Below are 18,911 nucleotides of genomic sequence, written 5' to 3'. Positions count from 1 at the left end.
ATGGGAGCGTGCCAGGGGGGCATTGCGGGTGGGCAAGATTGCCGAATTCGGCAGGAGGCCGGCACAAAGACGGCGGAGTGGAGGGAACCCTCGCCGCGGTCGCGGCACGCCTGTTTGGCTACCGCTGGCAATGCTGGTGACCTTCTCTGGCGTGGTCTATGTCGGCACGGCGGCGGACTTCAACCTGAATGTCTTTGCCCCACCAGCCGAAACAATTCAGGGCCGGGCTTCCGTCGTCGATGGCGATACTATCGAAGTTGCCGGCCAGCGTGTCCGCTTCAATGGGATCGATGCGCCGGAATCATCGCAACAGTGCGAGGATGCACAGGGGTTCCGTTATCAATGCGGCGCGGCAGCCGCTGAGGCGCTGGATGAGTTCCTGGCCAAATCCCGGCCGATAAGGTGCGAGTTCGTCGAGTGGGACAGATATGGACGGTACGTCGGAAACTGCTTCAGGGCTGACGGAGAGAGCGTAGCAGCGTGGTTGGTCGAGAGCGGACATGCGCTCGACTGGCCAAAATACAGCGGGGGAGCCTACGCAGGAGAGCAGGCGTCCGCGCGGCAGGCGAAGCGCGCGCTTTGGTCGGGATCGTTTCAGGAGCCATGGGAGTGGCGATCCGAGAACGATGACGAGGGGAAATCAGGAATTGTTCCGCTCTTCGGAACCTTGAGCGGGGAATGCAGCATCAAGGGCAACTTGAGCAACAAGGGTGAGCGGATCTATCACCTTCCCGGTCAGGAATTTTACAACAGGACCCGCATCTCGGCCGGCAAGGGCGAGCGCTGGTTCTGCTCGGAGCAGGAGGCAAGGCAGGCCGGCTGGCGAAAGTCGCGCAGATGAATCTCGACTGATTGTAAGCCGAGCGTCGGGGCGATCGCGAGTATTCCTTCGTTCGGCGCTGGCGTCGCGCTAAGCGCGACAGCGCTTCTACTCATTAGCCTACCGAAGCAATTCCCGATTTGGGTCCGCGCATTCGGCATCTTTGCTTCAGTCTTGTTCTTGATCACCGCCGCAAGGATTTTCTGGGGCGAGCCAGTCCTGCCCACCGCGTCGCCGCTGCCGTTCTTCGCTTATCCCTTCCTGGTCGTCACTTTCGCTGGCTGGGCGTGGTGGCTCTTGCGAGAGAGGCCCGCCTGGGCGGATCGTCAAGCCGACACGCGGTCAACAGCCGATCGGGATTAACGGCGAACAGATGCCGAGCCTCCGTCTCACCGCCGTCCCTGTGAGACGAGCTAAACGTCATCATTCCCTGTGTCTTCGTGGTATTATGGTGATGGGAGATGGCTCGATGAGCGAGAACCGGAAGCTAGCCGCGATCCTTGCCGCCGACGTCGTCGGGTACAGCCGGCTGGCTGGCGCAGACGAAGACCGCACTTTAGCGAGGTTGCGGGCATTGCGCAGCGACCTGATCGACCCGACCATCGCTGTCCACAACGGACGCGTGATCAAGCGCACAGGGGACGGCGCACTGGTCGAGTTCCGCAGTGTGGTAGACGCCGTGCGCTGTGCCATGGAAGTGCAGAATGGCATGGTCGAGCGCAATGCCGGCGTGCCGCAGGACCGCCGCATCGAGTTCCGGATCGGAATTCATCTCGGCGACGTAGTCGTGGAAAGCGACGGTGATCTGATGGGCGACGGCGTCAACATCGCCTCGCGTTTGGAGGGTGTTGCGGCGCCCGGCGCCATCTGCCTGTCCGAGGATGCCTATCGCCAGGTCAAGACGCGGCTTGACCTCTCAGTCAGCGATCTCGGCAACACGCAGCTCAAGAACATCGCCGAGCCGATCCGGGTGTATTCGTTGCGTGTCGGTACCACCGAGGCAAAGGCAACCGCGACCTCACAGCCCGTGACAAGCCGGCCGACGACGGAACTGCCGCCGAAGCTGTCGATCGCCGTGCTGCCGTTCGCCAACATGAGCGGTGATGTTGAGCAGGAGTATTTCGCCGATGGAATCTCGGAAGACATCATCACGGCTCTCTCAAAGCTGCCGCAGCTCTTCGTCATTGCTCGCAATTCGTCGTTCACCTTCAAGGGCAAGAACGTCCACGTGCAAGAGGTCGGCAGAACCCTCGGCGTACGCTACGTGCTGGAAGGCAGCGTCCGTAGATCCGGCAACAGGGTACGGATCACCGCGCAGCTTATCGACGCAACGACGGGCGGACATCTGTGGGCGGAGCGCTTCGATCGCGACCTGACCGACATATTCGCGGTGCAGGACGATGTCACTCAGCAGATCGTGGATGCGCTCGCGCTCAACCTGACGGAGGGCGACCGGCAGCGGCTGGCACCCGAGCACACCGGCAATATTGAGGCGTATGACTATTTCCTGCGCGGCCGAGAGCTGTGGCACCGGCTGACGAAGGAGACGAACGTCGCCGCCCGGGACCTTTGCAACGTGCAATCAAACTGGACCCGAATTTCGCCTCGGCCCATGCGTTCCTGGCCCTTACCCACGTACTCGACTACTTGAACGGATGGAGCCCGTCACCGCCGAATTCGCGCGAGCAAGCGGAAGAGCTTGCGACGCGGGCGGTAGCGCTGGATGATCGCGATCCTAGGGCGCACTGGGCGCTGAGCATCGTTGAATTGTATTCGCGACGGCACGACGTGGCCATCAGCGAGGCCCAGCGTGCGATAATCCTCAATCCGAACTTCGCTGAAGGGCACGTCAGCCTCGGCCAGGCGCTGTATTACTCGGCCAGGGCCGATGAGGCACTCAAGTATTTCGATTGGGCGAAGGTCTTGAACCCTTACTTTCCGGACGTGCTATTGCACTTCCAAGCCTTGGCGTCGTTTCAACTGGGAAGATACGAACAGGCGGTTGGCTTGCTGAAAGAGCGGCTGACCCGCAATCCCGTTACCGATGTCTCGCGCGCGCTGCTGGCTGCCAGTTATGGCCATCTGGGCCGTTTCGACGAGGCCCGGGCGGCTTGGCAGGAGATGTTACGGGTCAATCCCAACTACTCCCTGGAATACCGTCGCAAAGTACTGCCCTACAAGAACCCCGAGGATTTCGAGTTGGTGGTGGACGGGCTTCGCAAGGCTGGCTTGGTGTAATCTAGGGAAATGTCTTGATTCGGAACCTCTGCAGTCATCCTTTGGCGGAGCAATGGCCAGTGTTGCCGCCATCCCGACCTTTCACAATTTCTCACGTGAAGAACTCGTCCTCGTCCTCGCCGGTGAACTCCCAGGGCTTTGGCCCGTGTGGTGTGTCGTAGCCACTCGGCTTCGTGACACCGGTGACAGGCCAAGCTCGCTCATGAACTTGTGCATCAGCTCGACATTTTTGTTGGAGATCGCGAGCCAGGGGGAAGGCTGCACGTAGCCCGCCGGTGTGCGGAGCAGGGCAGGGGTTTCCTTCAGCTTCCTCTCGGCTTCCACCCAGCGGCCATAGGCTTGGCAGTAGGCCGCGAGTGCTGCCCGATCAAGTTCGCTTATGATGCCGAGGCCGTGGAGGTGGTGGGCAAGACGCTTCCACTCCGTCTTGGCGGTGGGCATCAGATGCGCCGGGCAGGTCGGGATCGCCGTCACCGGCTATGGCTCGCGCATGTTGAGGGGCCGCTTGCCTGGATTGCCGAGCGCAATCTTCAGTGCCGTCGGGGTCGGCTTACGTCCTCGCATCATTGCCCCTTTTAGCTCGTTGCATCGACGTGATGGGCTCCGGAGTTTGTCGACCATTTTGCGGCGGCAATCATGCTGTTGGCTGGTCAGGAGACCCGGAATTCAGCCATTCCCTGATTGACCCATTGCACTGCTACCCCCCTGCCAATTTCGCGGTTCTTCAAAGAAAGGGGATGCACCGGTCGCAGAGTGAAATAGCTGTAGAGATTTGACCGCCCCCCGCCCCCTTGGCACCAGCGCATCGTTCACAGGTCGCTGGCCTCCCAGGAGATCACGACATTCATCGGCGCCTTGCCAGCATGTTCATGCACCGAGGTCTCCTTCCAGCGTGCTCTGGTCTTCAGCCAGAAGATTGCGGCCGTCACCGACTCCCGGCCTTCGCCGATTGCCTTGCGGTAGAGGCTCTCAGTCACGCGGGCGTTTGCCTTCAGGGCGCTGCTTTCCAGTTCGTGCGCATAGGTGGCCTTAAGCTCATCCACGTCCATCGCGATCACGCAGGCGATATCGGCCGCGGCCAGGCCATAGCCGGCCAGCGCCTCGACTTTTGCGGCAAACGGCTTCTCGTGCCCAAGGTCTTCAATGCCGGTGCTCATCGGTACGGCGCTTCCCAGATCACCGAGCTCTGGACACCGTCGGGAGAGGGCAGGACAGGATTGCCCGGATGGGCTATTGCGCGTTCTGGGGCCGAGACGATGATCCGCTTGATCTCTGTGACCTGCTCGATCGGCCTGCCGTCGATCCCGCTATGCTCATTGATATTGATCTCCTTCCAGCGGGCTCGCGCCTTCAGCCAGAAGATCGCGGCGGTAACGGATTCCCTGCCGTCGCCGGTTGCTTTCCTGAACAGGTTCTCGGCCACCTTGGCATTGGCCTTGGTGTGGCCAAAGTCCAGTTCATGCCGATAGTGCTTGCGCAGGGTTTTGGGATCAATGCCGATCAGGCCGGCAATTTCTGCCTCGGGAATGCCGAAGCCGGCCAGAGCCTCGACCTGCCGGCGTTTGTCGGGTTCGGGCTGATGCGAGGGCCGCGCCATCTCAGGCAGCCTCCGCCAGCCGCTCGGCGCCGAGTTCAGCGAAGGTGCGGCCATCGCCCTCAAGCTTTGCCGCCTGGCCGGTGAACTCCTGCCAGCGCTTCACGGCGACATCGACATAGGCCGGATTGAGCTCAATGGCATGGCAGCAGCGGCCGGTCATCTCGGCGGCGATGATCGTCGTACCCGAGCCGCTGAACGGTTCATATACGGCCTGTCCCGGCGAGGAGTTGTTTTCGATCGGCCGCTTCATGCATTCGACAGGCTTTTCGGTGCCGTGGCCGGAGACCGACTTCCGGTGCGGAATGGCCCAGACGGTGGTCTGCTTGCGATCTCCCGCCCAGTGGCCTGTCCTGCCCTTCCTCACGGCATACCAGGCCGGCTCGTGCTGCCAATGATAGTCGCCGCGGCCGATGACTAGCCGGGTCTTGTCCCAGATGATGTGGTAGCGAAGGCTGAAGCCCGCCGCTTCCAGGCTGTCAGCCACGACGGGCGCGAAGAGGCTGGCGTGCCAAACGTATGCCACGTCGCCGGGAAACAGCGCCCAGGCTTCCCGCCAATCGGCGCGGTCGTCGTTGAGTACCCTGCCGCTGGCCGTCCCTGAGCCTGCGATACCTCGTGTGACGCGCCATTCAGGATCGTAGCCGACGCCATATGGAGGATCAGAAACAAGCAGATGCGGCTTCACCCCATTCAGCACCCGCTCGACATCTTCGGCCTTTGTGCTGTCGCCGCAGATCAGCCGGTGTTTGCCAAGCAGCCAGACATCGCCGGGGAGGGTGGTCGGCTGCTCAGGCGTGTCCGGAATGTCGTCCGGATCGGTCAGGCCTGCTGGGCCGAGGCTGGTGAGCGTGGCGATTTCCAGATCGTCGAAGCCGGTCAGCGACAGATCGAAGCCGAGCGAGGCAAGACCCCCGAGTTCGAGACCGAGCAGCTCGTTGTCCCAGCCGGCGTTCAGCGCCATCTTGTTGTCGGCGATGATGTAGGCCCGCTTCTGGGCTTCGGAGAGCCCGGCAAGCTCGATCACCGGCACGGTGCTCATGCCGAGCTTGCGGGCCGCCAGCAGCCGGCCGTGGCCGGCGATGATGCCGTTCTCGCCATCCACCAGGACCGGATTCGTCCAGCCGAACTCCCCGATCGAGGCGGCGATCTGCGCCACCTGGGCATCCGAGTGGGTGCGGGCATTTCTGGCGTACGGGATCAGAGCCGCGGCAGGACGGTACTCCACTGCGAGGCGAGGAGGAGCATTTTTGATGCTGCCGTTCTGACCCACGATAGTCGCAGTAGCGCAACCGAGAACCGCTTCATCGTCCTGCTCCACCCGCATCGGAGGTCCTTTCCGCGCAGGTGGAGTGAGTCTGTGAATGTCCGGCCTGCTTCAAGTGCTGAGAATAGCATGGCAGCTATGTATCTGTAATCGCTGCTGTTCTTCGCTTGGGTACGTTTGTTTGCGACGCGCTTCGCTGGTAGCCTATTGAAGGTGCTGCGTCTGGGGAATTGAAGGGCGCGGAACGAAGTCGCCGCTTCTCCATTCTCACACGGCGTCGTTTGTTGCTGGGAGCGGGTGCAACTGTGCTGGACCGGGAGGTCGACCAAGGGCTGTCCGGCTGTCATTCAAGCTCAGGGGGATAGGTGAAACGGCTGCTCGACATTCGCCTCGCCATGGGGGTTGTGCTGGGTTTCCTGTTGCTGGTCGTTACACTCAACCTCATTCCCGAGCAGCATGCGGTACGCCAGCCCGTTCCACACACCTATGGTATCTCCGACCCTTAGTTTCTGGAGACGATGGAAGCCGTCTACGGCGGTGAAGTACGGCGGGGACACCACGTCGAGACTCTCGTCAACGGCGATGAGATATTCCCCGCTATGCTTGGCGCAATTCGGGAAGCGCGGTCTTCTGTCAACTTTGAAACCTACATCTATTGGTCCGGCGAGACCGCCTTGCGGTTCGCCAACACTCTCGCCGACAAGGCGCGGGAGGGCGTACCGGTTCGCGTTCTCGTCGACTGGGTGGGCAGCATTCCTTTCGACCAACGCCTCATCGATATCATGCAGCAGGCTGGAGTCTCGTTTCACCGCTTTCGCCCGCTCCACTGGTACACGCTCGACCGGGTGAGCAATCGCACGCATCGCAAGCTTCTTATCGTCGATGGGCTGGTCGGTTTCACCGGCGGGGTGGGAGTTGGTGACGAGTGGCTGGGCGATGCCCGCAACGTCGACGAATGGCGCGATACCCACTACCGCGTCACCGGCCCGGCAGTATCTGCAATGCAGGCGGCCTTCGCCGACAACTGGCTGGAGGGCACTGGCGAGGTATTGCAGGGGAGCCGGTTCTACCCGGCCCAGGACGAGAGCGGCCCCCTAGGCGCTCAGGTGGTCATTTCTTCGCAGCCTGAAGGCTCGGTATCAATGCATCAGATGATGCTCATGGCCTTGGCGGCTGCCGAACGCCGTATTCGGATTGGCATGGCCTATTTCGTGCCCGACGACGTTGCCTTAGCGCAATTGCTTGCCGCCCGCGCCCGCGGGGTCGAGATAGACATCATTGTCCCCAGCGGGAAGACCGACGTGCCTATTGTTCGGAATGGCTCACGCCATTTCTGGGGCGAGCTGCTGCGCGCAGGCATTCGAATCCATGAATACCAGCCTACGATGTACCACCCAAAGCTGCTGATCGTGGACGATCGCTGGGCTACAATCGGATCGGCCAATCTCGACGAGCGTTCGCTCCGGCTTAACAACGAGGCAAACCTCAACATCTACGGCGAGGATTTCGCCGCCGAGCAGATCGCGATTTTTCAGGACGACCTGAAACAATCGCGGCAGATCAGTCTGGAGGAATGGGAAGGTCGACCGCTAAATGAAAAACTCGCCGACTGGCTCGCGAGCTGGTTGAGAGCTCAACTCTAAAACGGTGCACGTCCGGCAACAGCGGAACCAAGAAGGCGGCGGCGTGTTGGAAGACAGCTTGATGTTCACTCATCGGCCAATCCAGCACGGGAGAAGACCATGATATCGCGGAGCAGGCTCACAGCCGCCACGGCGGCGATCACTTTCATGATTTCGCCGGCACTTGCCCAGACCAACACGACGCCTGCGCCTACCACGCCACCACCCGCACCGGGCGCCCAACCGGACATGAGTTCCGATGCGATGCGCGAGATGATGCGGGAGATGATGCAGGAAATGATGCGGGAAGGGCCGCGAGCGGACGGCAGGCGAGATCGGGCAGATCGCCGCGGCGGGGACCGTTGGGGCCACCATGGCAGAAGAGATCGCCCCGGCCATCATGGCGGCTATGGAATGGGTCCAGGCGGCATGAGGTCCGGGCGGATGCATGTCGCGGGCATGCGTATGATGTTTGCGATTGTCGATGCCGACGGCGACGGAGCATTGTCGCTGGCAGAGGTCCAAGACTTCCACGGCCGAATCTTCAACGCGGTCGATGAGAACGGCGACGGTGGTGTGGAGATGGAAGAGATCGAGTCCTTTTTCCATGGGGCGAGCCGCGAGGCTCCAGAATAGTCATCCACTGGAAACCCGGCGACATCTGCCGACCTTACCTCTGATCGGGACTGGTCGCCAGCGCGGTCATGTCAAGATGAGGGTCAGAGAATTGCTGCGTTCGTAACTGTTGGAAAGGCCTTCCCGCATATGATTGGGTAGTCATCGATCGGCAGCTTTTTTAGGGAAATTGCAATAGACTGCTGGCGCTTGGGTTTCGGCTCATTGTCGTCTTTCGCACCGGAAGGCCCGCAGGCGCGCACAACCTTCAGCCGCGCCAAAAGGTGGGCGAAAAGACAACGATGACAGCGAGAATTTCAAGGCGGCCCAGCAACATAGTCGCTGAACAGATCCATTTCGCCGCGTCGGGCAGTGTCGAAAAATTGCCAAGCGGCCCGATCACCGGCCCGAGGCCTGGACCGACATTGGTGAGCGACGATAGCGATCCCGTCACCGCGGTGATGAGATCAAGACCAGTCGCGCCCAGAAGCACGGTGATGATTGCCCAAAGGACGAAAAACGAGGCGATGAACAGCACCACAGCGCGCTGCATGTCGTCGCCGACCGTGCGCTCGCCATAGCGTACCGGTAGGACCGTATGCGGATAGACCAGGCGGCGCAGACCATTGGCCATCAGTTCGAACAGGATCAGGAACCGGTAGGCCTTGATGCCACCTGTCGTCGAACCCGAGCAGCCCCCAGAAATGTCGCCACGAAGATGCACGCCACCGCAAATGGCCCCCAGCGCGTATAATCGTCGCTGGCAAAGCCCCCGGTCGAGATGATCGAGACGAAATTGAAGCTGGAGTGAGTCAGCGCATCGAGGAGAGGCATGTCCAGCTTGACCCGCAGATAGATCGCCACTGCGAGCGCAAAGACGACCGTGTAACCGGCGAAAACCCGTATCTGCGGGTCGTGCAATGCGTCGAAGCGGCCGCGAAAGGCAAACAGGATAATGATCGAGAAGGGCAGCGAGCCGATGAACATGAAGACGGTCCCGGTCCACAGGATGCCCGGCGACCCCGAATAGCGGATGAAGGACGTGTCATGGGTCGAAAAGCCACCTGTGGCGACAGTCGACATTGCGTGATTGATCGCATGAAACGACTCCATTCCGGCCGCCGCGTAACAGAAGCCACAGGCTACGACGAGCACCGTATAGATGCCGATGATGCCGAGCGTGAAGGTCTGAAAGCGCTCGAAGGGCCGGTCCTCGATATCTGAGGACTCGATCTTGAAATAGGAAACACCACCGATTTCAGGAACGGGAGGAGAAACAGGCCGAGCGCGATCACTCCGATGCCGCCCATGAAGCTCAGTAACGAACGCCACATCAGCAATCCCGGCGGTGCTGAATCCAACCCGTTGATGATGGTCGAGCCGGTGGTGGTAATGCCGGAGACCGACTCGAAAACAGCATCCGTCAGGCTGAGGTCAAGCGAGGAGAATAGAAACGGCACGGTGCCTGCGACCGCCATGGTCAGCCAGAGAAGGTTGACCAAAAGAAATCCGAACCGGGTGGTTACCGGCGGCGGGGTGCCATGTGTAGCCAGCGCCACGGCCAGTGACAGCCCGCCGGTGAAAAGCGCCGAGAAGGCGAAAACCGGCCAATCCTCGTGGCCGAAATGAAGGTCGACCGCAGCGGGAATGAGCATCGCCACCGAGAGATAGAGGGCGAAGACGGCTGCGACATGGACTGCCGCGCGAATGGCTGCTCTATTCACGAGGTACCGCGGTCCGAGCGCAGGAAGGAATCGGCCGGCGTAGTAGCTTAGCCTGCAGCCTGCCGGCTCGAAATTTGCCGGGGATAGGGAAGGGAGTGACCGTGTTCGTGTTGAAAGGCTTGGGCCAGTCGTCATCATATTCGTAGATGCGCGACATGACTTTGGCCGCGAATGGTTTATGCCAGTCGAGAACGACGGCTGAGGACGCTCGGCGCTTTGCCCCGGTAATGAGATCGACTTGAACAGGCTTCATGCTGCAAGCTCCTGATTGTCTTGGTTGCGGCATGTGTCCTTTCCGGACACTAATATAAGAGTAGACCCTTCTCCCTCCTTCCCCACATAGGCGTTTCCAAACCGATAGAGGTTGTGGTTGCGTCTCCCAGACATACGCACGTGGCGGTGAAGCAGCGAAAGCTCCACCAACAGGTCAATCGCAGCGTATATTTGACGGCGGCCGGCGTTGAGCCGACCACTGGCGCGCAGGCCATCCGGCACAATTGCAAACTGTGCGTCAGGTTTATGGCCGTGCGCGGAGCAGACGATTCCGTAAAGCAGGAAAGCAACGCCGTCGCCGCGGCGGGCGAGTTCGTCGATAATGCTTCGGTGGATCTGGACGGCCGAATTTGTGCCGCCCCAGAGATTGCCCTCCTCTCGCTTGTTCCAGAACCAGAGCGCCAGGCTTTCGAGCCGAGTGTCAGAGAAATCCTCCGGCCGTTCTATTTCGCTGTCGCGGAACGCGCGCAGGTTCGTGAGCAAGTCTGCGAAGCTCGCGGCACCACGGGCAAACTGGTGCGCGCATCGTTTCAGCATGGTGTGGCGGACACCCTGCGGATAGCGTCCGTTGCGCTTTGCCGGCTCTGGTTCGCTCGCGCTGCACTCATCGAGGTCATCGAACCATGGCAGACTTTCGGGCGACAGCAGGCGGCCTTCTGACAGGTAAACGATCTCGTCCGGTCGCTTCGATTCCGGGCCGACGACAAACTCGTTCTCGCCCGACTTGAAATCTATCGCGATGCCGGGCAGCCGGATCTGCTTGGGTTTAGATCCCGAAAAGCGGAAATAGAGATGAAAGCCCCGGCCAGTGCGGACCCGTACGGGCGACGCGCCGAACCGGCGCTCGACATATTCGCGGGCCTCTGGGGTATCGGTGTCGACATCTACCACCAGCAAGCCCTTGAGACGTATGCCGAAGGTTCGACTTCCCGCATTGGCCATGCGGTCTACGAGCAACGACAGCGTCAGGCGCTTCCGACCCCTGTACTGCACGATGGGCTTCTTGCCGTCGGGCCCGCCAAGCGGAAGGAGGGAAAAGCCGGCCGAATACAGCCGCGAAATCTCCGAAGTGAGAACTGCGGGCAAACGTGGATGAACTGCGTCACTGTCGGGAATGTTGCTGTTTGTGTTTTCGGCGCTCAACTCTGGGAGAACTCCAATTGCCAGATGAGCCTCACGCATTCCGCCACGCCCCCAGGATCGATGAGTGTGTTTCGGCTCGCCGCCGACGCTCGTAAGCTTCCACATCGTCCAGGGAGTAGACTACTTTGCCGCCGAGCTTGGTGTAACTCGGTCCGGTCTTTCTCCACCTCCAGCGCTCCAGGGTTCTCGGGCTAAGTCGCCAGCGGTCGGCGAGCTCGTGCTGCTGAAGGTAGAGTCGAGTCAAATCGGTTGCTCCATAGTTCGACAAAATCACTATGGAGAAACATTACAGGAACTCGGGCGGTGAAGCCAGTTTTATCAAAGTTATCCTCAACTTAACGCAATATTACGCTCAGCTTCGCGGTCGGCTGGAGAGCAGTTTGAAGCCGGCGTAATCCGCTGTGCATGTTATCGACAAATACTGTCTCTTTCAGCGCGAATGCCCTCTCTCCCGACCGGCTCTCCTCCCACGAACGCCTCTCGGAAATTGCTTCGATTTTGGCTGCCGGCCTGGTTCGGCTTCGGGCGCGACAGTCAAGCAGACTATCTGCCCACCGGGAGAATAGTTTCGTGGACTTCACCGCCAACCAGAGCGGTGGTGTCTCCGTCGTCAACTCGATGGAGAACGCAGAATGACCGAGACCGTCCTTGCCCGTCTGGCCGAGCTCAAGACCATGGCGGTGCCTGACCTGAAGACCTCCTGGCGAAATTTGTTTGCCACCGAGCCGCCACCCTACAACCGGCGCTTCCTGGAAAGTCGTCTCGCCTACCGCATCCAGGAACTCGCCTATGGCGGCCTGAAGCCGCAGACCATCGAGCGGCCGAAGGCGCTCGGCGAGCAACTCGACGGCGGCAACATTGCCGTGAGACGGATACGCGGCGACGACCGCCCCATCGCCGGCACACGGCTGATCCGGGAATGGCAGGGCATCGAGCAGACTGTCACGGTACTGGCGGACGGATATGAATGGCAGGGACGGCCATATCAGTCCCTGTCGTCCGTGGCGCGCGCCATCACCGGCACAAGGTGGAACGGCTGGGTCTTTTTCGGGCTGAAGAACCAGCGGGGCAGGGCGCAATGAACATGTCTGCCCCAGCAAACAAACCGGTTGTGCGAAAACTCCGCTGCGCGGTCTACACCCGCAAGTCCTCCGAGGAGGGGCTCGACATGGAGTTCAACTCCCTCGATGCCCAGCGTGAGGCCTGCGAGGCCTATGTCGCCAGCCAGCGCCCCGAAGGATGGATACTGGTGCCCGACCGCTACGACGATGGCGGCATCTCGGGCGCCACCCTGGAGCGGCCGACATTGAAGCGTCTGCTGCGGGACATCGAAGCCGGGCTGGTCGATGTTGTGGTGGTCTACAAGATCGACCGGCTGTCGCGCTCGCTGATGGATTTCTCCAAGCTGGTCGATGTGTTCGACGCCAACAACGTCACCTTCGTCTCGGTGACGCAGTCGTTCAGCACCACCACCTCGATGGGCAGGCTGACGCTCAACATCCTTCTGTCCTTCGCGCAGTTCGAGCGCGAGGTGATAGGCGAGCGCATCAGGGACAAGTTTGCGGCCTCGCGCCGGAAGGGCATGTGGATGGGCGGCTATGTCCCGCTCGGCTACCGGCTCGAGAACCGCAAGCTGCTGGTCGAGGAAAGCGAGGCTGCGACAGTCCGCATGATCTTCCAGCGGTTCCTGACCGTCGGCTCTGCCACCACTCTCGCCAAGTCCCTCCATGCCGAGGGCGTCACGATGCGCAACGGCAGGCGGATCGACAAGGGCTACCTCTACAAGCTCCTCAACAACCGCATCTATGTCGGTGATGCCGTTCACAAGGGGACTGCCTATCCCGGCGAGCATGCCGCCATCATCTCAAAAGACATCTGGGACAAGGTGCACAGCATCCTGGCCGAGAGCCCGCGCAAACGGGCGGCTCAGAGCCGCAGGCAGACGCCGGCGCTGCTCAAGGGCCTGATCTTCGGGCCGACGGGCTCAGCCATGTCGCCGACCCACACCAGGAAGGGTGGAAAGCTCTACCGCTACTATGTCAGCCAGACGGTTCTGAAGCAGGGCAGGGATGCATGCCCGGTGGGACGGCTTCCGGCAGCCGAGATCGAGACGGCGGTGATCGACCAGCTGCGCCACCTCCTTCGCACGCCGGAGATCATCGTCGCCACCTGGAAGGCGGCGCGGGAGCAGGGCGGCGGAATCGCCGAAGGCGAGGTCAGGGAAGCCCTGCTGGAACTCGACCCTCTGTGGGATGAGCTTTTCCCCGCAGAGCAGGCCCGCATCGTGCAGCTTCTGGTCGAGCGGGTGGAGGTGGGCGTCGATGGAATCCGATCTCCCTCAGGACAGATGGACTGGCCAGCATCGTGCAAGACCTCCGTCGGCCAGAGGCGCTTGGGAGGGCAGCATGACCGGAGCAGCGACAATCAGCACAGACGGGAGCAGGCTGACAGTTCGCTTGCCGCTGGCCATCCGCAGACGAGGCGGCAGGAAGGCGATCGTGGCACCGCAGGGCACTGCTATCAACCCGCCACAACCGCGGGTCGACAGCACGCTGGTCAAGGCAATCGCTCGGGCATACCGCTGGCAGCGCCTGCTGGAGGAGGGAGCTTATGCCTCAATGCGCGATCTGGCTGCGGCAGAGAAGATCAGCCCAACGTATGTCTCTCGGTTGCTTCGGTTGACGCTGTTAGCGCCAGCAATCGTCGAGGCGGTGCTCGATGGGCACGAGATAGTCGTTCCTACCCAATACCTGTTGCTTCACCCGATCTCAGACGAGTGGCATTTGCAGAGGCAGTGAGGAAGTTCACCTCAAATTGCTCTTCGGAAACAGCACGCGATCGGGTTTTGCATTCATGCGCGCCAGCATTGCCTTGATCAAGCGTGTTTTGGTGCGCCCCGCTTCCTTCGGCGGCACGAGGTAACGCACGATGGCCTCGAGCCAGGTGTTTTCGCTGACGCGAAAATGAACCACGGGATGCTCCTTCACTTCGAGTTCGTCGACCGGCGTTTTCGACAGGATGTGCTTATAGACCTTCACCTTCTGGCTCATGATGTCGCCGAGCTGCTCGTCCACGACCTCTCTCATGGTCGTCGCCACGAATTCCAGATCGCTGTCATACGCGAGCTGGAACTTGATCTCGTTCCAGACATAGGGAAACAGCGGCCAGGAATAGTTGAAGACCGGCGTGTCGAACACCGTCGAGTTCGGAAACTTGATGACGCGTCCGCTCGGATGATCGGTCCAAAGATGTTCGCCGCCGAATTCCCACAACGTCGTGTCGAGATAGCTGACATCGATGACATCGCCATGGGCATCGCCGATGCGAATGCGGTCGCCAACGCGATAAGGCGCCCTGGCCAGAATATAGATCCACGCGATGAAACTGGAGATCGGCATTTGCAGCGCAAAGCCGAGAATCAGTGAAATCAGGCCGAGCGAAACAACCGCGGCGTACCAGTTCACAAACAGGACTGAAATGGCCACGAAGACGATGACGACGACGACGATCAATCGAAAAATTCGTTTCAGGTTGAAACGCGAAACACGATTGGGAATTCGGCCAATGAGAAAGACCTCGACAAGATTGGCCGCGGTCAGCATAACGAAAATGAGAAGTCCGCCCCTGACATAATTCAGCACGCGAAAGCGCAAAGACGGCTCGAGCTCATTCCAGGTGCCAATTGATCAGGACCTGGACGCCGAAAAGCAGCAAGGCGGCGGCAGCGAAACCAGCCGTCCACCAGAGGTCCTGCTTGCGGAAGCTGAAGCGGAATTTCGCCTCGGGCTCTTTCGCCTTGCGTCGCATGGTTTTTGGATCAGCAGTCTGTTGCCCAGCCCGTTCGAGTCGGGAAAGGTTCTCCTGTTCTTTGTCGCGGGGTTCCAAGGGTTCACCTCCCCGATGCAGCCTCAACGCCTAGCAAGTGACTTTTTGTTCCTCGACGCGGCATTTTTAGCATCGCGACCCAACAGCAGTTCAAGAGAATCGCAGCAGATTGGGCATGCATGCTGCCGGTCAGGCGCTTGATTCAGCCATCCGCGCCAGTCGCTCGGCCAAGTCATTCAGCTCCCATTCCCTCGCGAGTGCTGCGGCGACATCCCACGTTGGCTTGCGATCGATGATCTTTGGGAGTGGCGCAGTCGCATCCATCGAGGCTATTCGGCGGTATAACCGCAGCTCTTCGGCCTGGCTCTGGAAGCGGCCGCTGGCGATCATCTCTTCGAGGTTTGCGTAGCGTCGCAATAGTTTTGCCGCAGTCTGCGCTCCGATCCCTGGCGCACCTGGAATTTTGTCAGAGGGATCGCCGCGGAGCGCAATGAAGTCGGGAACTGGTGGGGTTCGACTCCGTACCGTTCGCGCACCTGTTCAGGTCCGATCCGTGCGATCTCACCTGCTTTCACAGGGTAGAGGATCGTCGTTAGCTCCGAAGCGAGCTGGAAGGTGTCCCGATCGCCGCTCGCGACCAGAGTGGTCCAGCCTCGCTCTTCCCCGACCGCAACCGCGGCAGCAAGAAAATCATCGGCCTCGTAGCCGGGTGCCTTGCCGACCGCGAAACCGCACGCGTGAGCGAATACCGGTAAGACGTCGAGTTGTTCGAGAAGTTCATCATCAAAATGGCGCCCGCCCTGATACGCGGGGAATTGCAGGATGCGCCAATTCGGCGCCTCAAGAGTGTCCCACCCGACAACAACTGACCTTGGCCGCTCAGCCTCGTAGAGACGCATTAGGTAATTTGCGAAGCCAACGATAGCGCCAGCGCCCTTGTCACCGGCCGCCGGATTGACTTCGGCAGGCCGTGGTTGGCGCGATGGGCGAACGAGTCGCCGTCTATGACGAGCAACGGTCGTTCAGTTCTCTGCCTTTTCATCAGCGTCCGTCTTGTTTGCTTTATGCGTGTGGAGCTCGCTAGCCAGGATCCCATCATGATGGTGTCCTGCGCCGGTCAATCAGGCGATTGTCTCCGTTAGGAGTGATGCTCAACCGCCAGTCTGAAGAGGCTCTCGAGCCGTTCTCTGGACGCAAGCCGAATTGTCGATTCTAATCGCTGCCCCGTTTCGTCCACGAAACCATTCCTCATACAGGGCGACCTGGCGCTGGAGGTTGTCTATGATGAATTGAGGGTGTCCAACGTCGATGACGCGGGTGGTAAGCACTTCCAGGCGCGGCGACAGGTAAATTACCAAATCCGGCTTCGGCAAGTCCGCAGTGATGTTTTCGGCCAGGAAGCGAAGGCGTGCATAGGCGCTGTAATCCAGAAGGCCGCGCTCGTGGTGCATCCGGCAGAAGATGGCTATGTCCTCGTCTACGCTGCGGTCGAACACTACGTTTTTGCGCCCGGCGGCGATCCGCCATTGCATCGCTCGGGATAGAATGATGGCCTCTTGCAGGGAGGCGCAGTGCAGTGCCGGATCACGGCGAAAGGCTTGGAACAGATCACGGGGGAGTTCTTCCCGAATGACTCGATAGCCTGTTTCGCCCATTAGCCCGGCCAGAGTGCTCTTTCCCGAGCCAGTGGGACCCGAAATCCAAATTATCACTGGGCATTCCTCCGCCCCCGCTGCGCCGCCGACGGCATTCAATCTCACGGCAATGAATCTTTAGCGGACCTCTTTCAAGCAGGCGAGTCTTGGGAACGACGCGTCAAACGTCTTGAGTGGGGCCGATTGCCGACCGTCCGTTTTGCGCAGGGTCGAGCGGAAAGCTATCGTTCGGCTGTCGACCGCACCTGCCGGCCATCAATGTCGGATTGAAGGCAATTGCACGAGAGAGGCGTCGAGCCAAGGTGCGCACGACCTAACTTGTGACTTTCCTCAATGCCATGTTTGCGACGGCGGAATTCTTCCGCCGTCAAGCTCGTATTGACTCTTTCGTTCTTATTTTGTTCACTGTGGCATACGCACGAAAGAGAGGTGCCCAATGTACAATGAAACTCCCCTGACAGTGGCTGAGGAAGTCGCACTGCAGCATGCGGCCGAAAAGCTGATTGCACTCCACGGCGGCGACATGCTGAAGGCTCTCAAGGCTGCGATGCTCCACAACGGCTATCTCGAAGGCCAGATCGAACAGATCTCCGAAGCAGTTCCGGGGCTCATCAAGATCCACTACGACGGCCCCATGGCTTCGAACTAGGCGGCCTGATGCATGCCGAGAAATTATCCGACCAGGATGACGATCTGGACGCTGTCATCGTCTCGTGCGACGGCGACGCGAGAGCGGCGGTTCGCGCCCTGATCGGGCAGGTTGCCTACCTGGAGCGCGAGATTCAATGTTTTCGGGTCGCGGTCTCCTCAGGCTTCGGCCGGCAGTGGCATCATAAGAGATGGGAGGTCGAGACTGATGCCGGGTCGGAGGATGGGTGAGCTCTCTTACTCAGCGATCGACCGCGCCTACCCATATCAGGTGGCGCTGCCAGACGACATTTGCTGCATGCACAACCTGGCTCTGATCATGGAGTTTTGCAGGAAACGTGGTGTCATCCATCTGACGCGACACGTCACGGCAATTTGGCCAAACGCCAAGCAGGAGCACTATCGCCTCCACTGCTTTGCCGATCTAGCATCCGCGGCAGCCCTTCAAGGATCATTTCGGCGGTGTGATGTTCGATCCGAAGCGCGATCGCGAGAATGGTCGGGCACGAGGTGCATGGCACCGGAAGGATGAATACAAGAGGATTTTGGAAAGCGGCCCATTAAGAGTGCCGGAAATCTTACGGGGCTAGATCATGTGCGGTCGTTACACTCGATATCTGTCCTGGTCCGAAATTAGCCGGCTTTACCGGCTCACCACGGACTGGGAGCGGCAGCGCAACGACGCGCCGGCCTACAATATCGCGCCCACTGAGGAAGTTGTTTTCGTTACCGCCAGTGAGGACGGCAACCACGAGCTCCGCGAAGGCCGCTGGTGGCTTGTTCCGTGGTGGGCGAAAGAAATGCCGAAATCGGCGATGTTCAACGCCCGCATCGAGAGCGTCGACACATCGGGCGCTTTCAAGGATGCATTCCAGTCGACACGCTGCCTGATTCCGGCCGACGGCTTCTATGAATGGACGATATCGCCGGCCGACGGCGGCAAGGATCCGTGGCATATCCACCTTCCCGACCATCAGCCGTTCTCGTTTGCTGGCCTCTGGGCGAACAACAAAAAGCTCGGCATTACCAGCTGCACGATCATCACTGCGCCAGCAGTCGGACCGGTGAGCCAGATCCACGATCGCATGCCGATCATTCTCGACCAGACGGCCTATGATGCCTGGCTTGATCCATCCACAACAGCTCCGAAGCCGGTGCTTTCGCAGAACATCAACGGCAAGCTCGAATTCTGCCGCGTCGGGCGACAGGTAAATTCGTCGAAATACGAGGAGGCCGACTGCATCGAGCCGGTTAACCCGCTATGACGGGCGACGATCCCGACGCCATCATCGTGGACCCTGAAGCCACGGAACCGGCGGTGCCTAAAAAGCTCGAAGACCATTGGTGCTTTCATACCGACTGCCGGCAATGGGGGTGCTTCGGCTTCAACGGCCGCTACGGCACGACCTGGTATTGCGGAGAGCACAGGAGTGAAGGCGAAGCGCAGTTCAAACGCTAAATTGTGGGCCTCACCGTATGCCGCGGCA

At 60.3% G+C, this 18,911-nt stretch carries 19 protein-coding genes and 4 pseudogenes; 12 read left to right on the top strand and 11 right to left on the bottom strand.

Features of this window, described 5'->3' with window-relative positions; translation table 11 throughout:
- Positions 1-130 precede the first annotated feature (130 nt).
- Together ACG873_RS13015 and ACG873_RS13010 are read left to right on the top strand one after the other, a co-directional pair.
- Entirely contained in the window at positions 131-841 is a 711-nt protein-coding gene (locus ACG873_RS13015; protein WP_394892234.1) for a thermonuclease family protein, read from the top strand.
- 448 nt (positions 842-1,289) lie between these two features.
- A pseudogene (locus ACG873_RS13010) lies at positions 1,290-3,058 on the top strand (adenylate/guanylate cyclase domain-containing protein).
- 81 nt (positions 3,059-3,139) lie between these two features.
- Here the strand turns inward: ACG873_RS13010 and ACG873_RS13005 are convergent.
- The 4 genes from ACG873_RS13005 to ACG873_RS12990 all read right to left on the bottom strand — a co-directional run bounded on the left by ACG873_RS13005 (position 3,140) and on the right by ACG873_RS12990 (position 5,811).
- Positions 3,140-3,499 (bottom strand): phage terminase small subunit P27 family, encoded by a 360-nt coding sequence (locus tag ACG873_RS13005; protein ID WP_394892233.1) that lies wholly within the window; start codon positions 3,497-3,499, stop codon positions 3,140-3,142.
- Between the two features lie 368 nt (positions 3,500-3,867).
- Positions 3,868-4,215, bottom strand: coding sequence for a hypothetical protein (locus ACG873_RS13000; protein WP_394892231.1), 348 nt, complete (start codon positions 4,213-4,215; stop codon positions 3,868-3,870).
- Complete coding sequence (locus ACG873_RS12995; protein ID WP_394892229.1) at positions 4,212-4,655, bottom strand: hypothetical protein; 444 nt, start codon at positions 4,653-4,655, stop codon at positions 4,212-4,214. Before ACG873_RS12995 ends, ACG873_RS13000 begins: the two co-directional genes overlap by 4 nt.
- A 1-nt stretch (position 4,656) precedes the next feature.
- Complete coding sequence (locus ACG873_RS12990; protein WP_394892228.1) at positions 4,657-5,811, bottom strand: site-specific DNA-methyltransferase; 1,155 nt, start codon at positions 5,809-5,811, stop codon at positions 4,657-4,659.
- 473 nt (positions 5,812-6,284) lie between these two features.
- Here ACG873_RS12990 and ACG873_RS12985 point away from each other — a divergent pair, with 473 nt between their 5' ends.
- From ACG873_RS12985 to ACG873_RS12975, 3 genes are all read left to right on the top strand, one after another.
- Positions 6,285-6,425 carry a hypothetical protein gene (locus ACG873_RS12985; RefSeq protein WP_394892227.1) on the top strand — a complete coding sequence of 47 codons (141 nt, stop codon included), beginning with the start codon at positions 6,285-6,287 and terminating at the stop codon, positions 6,423-6,425.
- A 12-nt stretch (positions 6,426-6,437) separates the two neighbouring features.
- The gene (locus ACG873_RS12980; protein ID WP_394892226.1) at positions 6,438-7,562 is read left to right on the top strand and encodes a phospholipase D-like domain-containing protein; all 1,125 of its coding nucleotides are present in this window, start codon (positions 6,438-6,440) and stop codon (positions 7,560-7,562) included.
- Positions 7,563-7,709: 147 nt separating this feature from the next.
- Positions 7,710-8,177, top strand: coding sequence for an EF-hand domain-containing protein (locus ACG873_RS12975; RefSeq protein ID WP_394892224.1), 468 nt, complete (start codon positions 7,710-7,712; stop codon positions 8,175-8,177).
- A 247-nt stretch (positions 8,178-8,424) separates the two neighbouring features.
- Here the strand turns inward: ACG873_RS12975 and ACG873_RS12970 are convergent.
- The 3 genes and pseudogenes from ACG873_RS12970 to ACG873_RS12960 form a co-directional block, all read right to left on the bottom strand.
- Positions 8,425-9,880 (bottom strand): annotated as a pseudogene (locus ACG873_RS12970) (TrkH family potassium uptake protein).
- A gap of 249 nt (positions 9,881-10,129) precedes the next feature.
- On the bottom strand, positions 10,130-11,296 hold the full coding sequence (locus tag ACG873_RS12965; protein ID WP_394892222.1) for a bifunctional DNA primase/polymerase: 1,167 nt from the start codon (positions 11,294-11,296) through the stop codon (positions 10,130-10,132).
- A gap of 31 nt (positions 11,297-11,327) precedes the next feature.
- A complete protein-coding gene (locus ACG873_RS12960) occupies positions 11,328-11,570 on the bottom strand; it encodes a helix-turn-helix transcriptional regulator (RefSeq protein WP_394892220.1) in 243 nt (80 codons plus the stop codon).
- Between the two features lie 358 nt (positions 11,571-11,928).
- On the opposite strand from ACG873_RS12960, the gene ACG873_RS12955 reads away from it, so the two are divergent.
- The 3 genes and pseudogenes from ACG873_RS12955 (at position 11,929) to ACG873_RS12945 (ending at position 14,094) form a co-directional block, all read left to right on the top strand.
- The gene (locus tag ACG873_RS12955; protein WP_394892218.1) at positions 11,929-12,378 is read left to right on the top strand and encodes a DUF2924 domain-containing protein; all 450 of its coding nucleotides are present in this window, start codon (positions 11,929-11,931) and stop codon (positions 12,376-12,378) included.
- 2 nt (positions 12,379-12,380) lie between these two features.
- Positions 12,381-13,705, top strand: a pseudogene (locus ACG873_RS12950) (recombinase family protein).
- Positions 13,702-14,094 carry a hypothetical protein gene (locus ACG873_RS12945; protein WP_394892217.1) on the top strand — a complete coding sequence of 131 codons (393 nt, stop codon included), beginning with the start codon at positions 13,702-13,704 and terminating at the stop codon, positions 14,092-14,094. Before ACG873_RS12950 ends, ACG873_RS12945 begins: the two are co-directional and overlap by 4 nt.
- A gap of 6 nt (positions 14,095-14,100) precedes the next feature.
- Here ACG873_RS12945 and ACG873_RS12940 read toward each other — a convergent pair.
- From ACG873_RS12940 to ACG873_RS12925, 4 genes and pseudogenes are all read right to left on the bottom strand, one after another.
- Positions 14,101-15,181 (bottom strand): annotated as a pseudogene (locus ACG873_RS12940) (mechanosensitive ion channel family protein).
- A gap of 129 nt (positions 15,182-15,310) precedes the next feature.
- On the bottom strand, positions 15,311-15,565 hold the full coding sequence (locus ACG873_RS12935; protein ID WP_394893485.1) for a hypothetical protein: 255 nt from the start codon (positions 15,563-15,565) through the stop codon (positions 15,311-15,313).
- Entirely contained in the window at positions 15,508-16,020 is a 513-nt protein-coding gene (locus tag ACG873_RS12930; protein WP_394892215.1) for a hypothetical protein, read from the bottom strand. The genes ACG873_RS12935 and ACG873_RS12930 overlap by 58 nt, the downstream gene beginning before the upstream one ends.
- A gap of 252 nt (positions 16,021-16,272) precedes the next feature.
- Positions 16,273-16,776 (bottom strand): deoxynucleoside kinase, encoded by a 504-nt coding sequence (locus ACG873_RS12925; protein ID WP_394892214.1) that lies wholly within the window; start codon positions 16,774-16,776, stop codon positions 16,273-16,275.
- Positions 16,777-17,212: 436 nt separating this feature from the next.
- Between ACG873_RS12925 and ACG873_RS12920 the strand changes: the two genes are divergently transcribed.
- The 4 genes from ACG873_RS12920 (at position 17,213) to ACG873_RS12905 (ending at position 18,883) form a co-directional block, all read left to right on the top strand.
- Complete coding sequence (locus tag ACG873_RS12920) at positions 17,213-17,425, top strand: hypothetical protein (protein WP_394892213.1); 213 nt, start codon at positions 17,213-17,215, stop codon at positions 17,423-17,425.
- 8 nt (positions 17,426-17,433) lie between these two features.
- A complete protein-coding gene (locus ACG873_RS12915) occupies positions 17,434-17,655 on the top strand; it encodes a hypothetical protein (protein ID WP_394892212.1) in 222 nt (73 codons plus the stop codon).
- Positions 17,656-18,017: 362 nt separating this feature from the next.
- A complete protein-coding gene (locus ACG873_RS12910; RefSeq protein ID WP_394892211.1) occupies positions 18,018-18,689 on the top strand; it encodes an SOS response-associated peptidase in 672 nt (223 codons plus the stop codon).
- Positions 18,686-18,883: a hypothetical protein gene (locus tag ACG873_RS12905; protein WP_394892210.1), complete on the top strand. Its 198-nt coding sequence runs from the start codon at positions 18,686-18,688 to the stop codon at positions 18,881-18,883. The genes ACG873_RS12910 and ACG873_RS12905 overlap by 4 nt, the downstream gene beginning before the upstream one ends.
- Positions 18,884-18,911 lie beyond the last annotated feature (28 nt).

The sequence above is a fragment of the Allomesorhizobium aridi genome, from assembly GCF_043769475.1.
GTDB lineage: Bacteria > Pseudomonadota > Alphaproteobacteria > Rhizobiales > Rhizobiaceae > Allomesorhizobium.
Note: the sequence above shows the minus strand (reverse complement) of the source record. Positions and strands in the feature narration are given on the sequence as shown.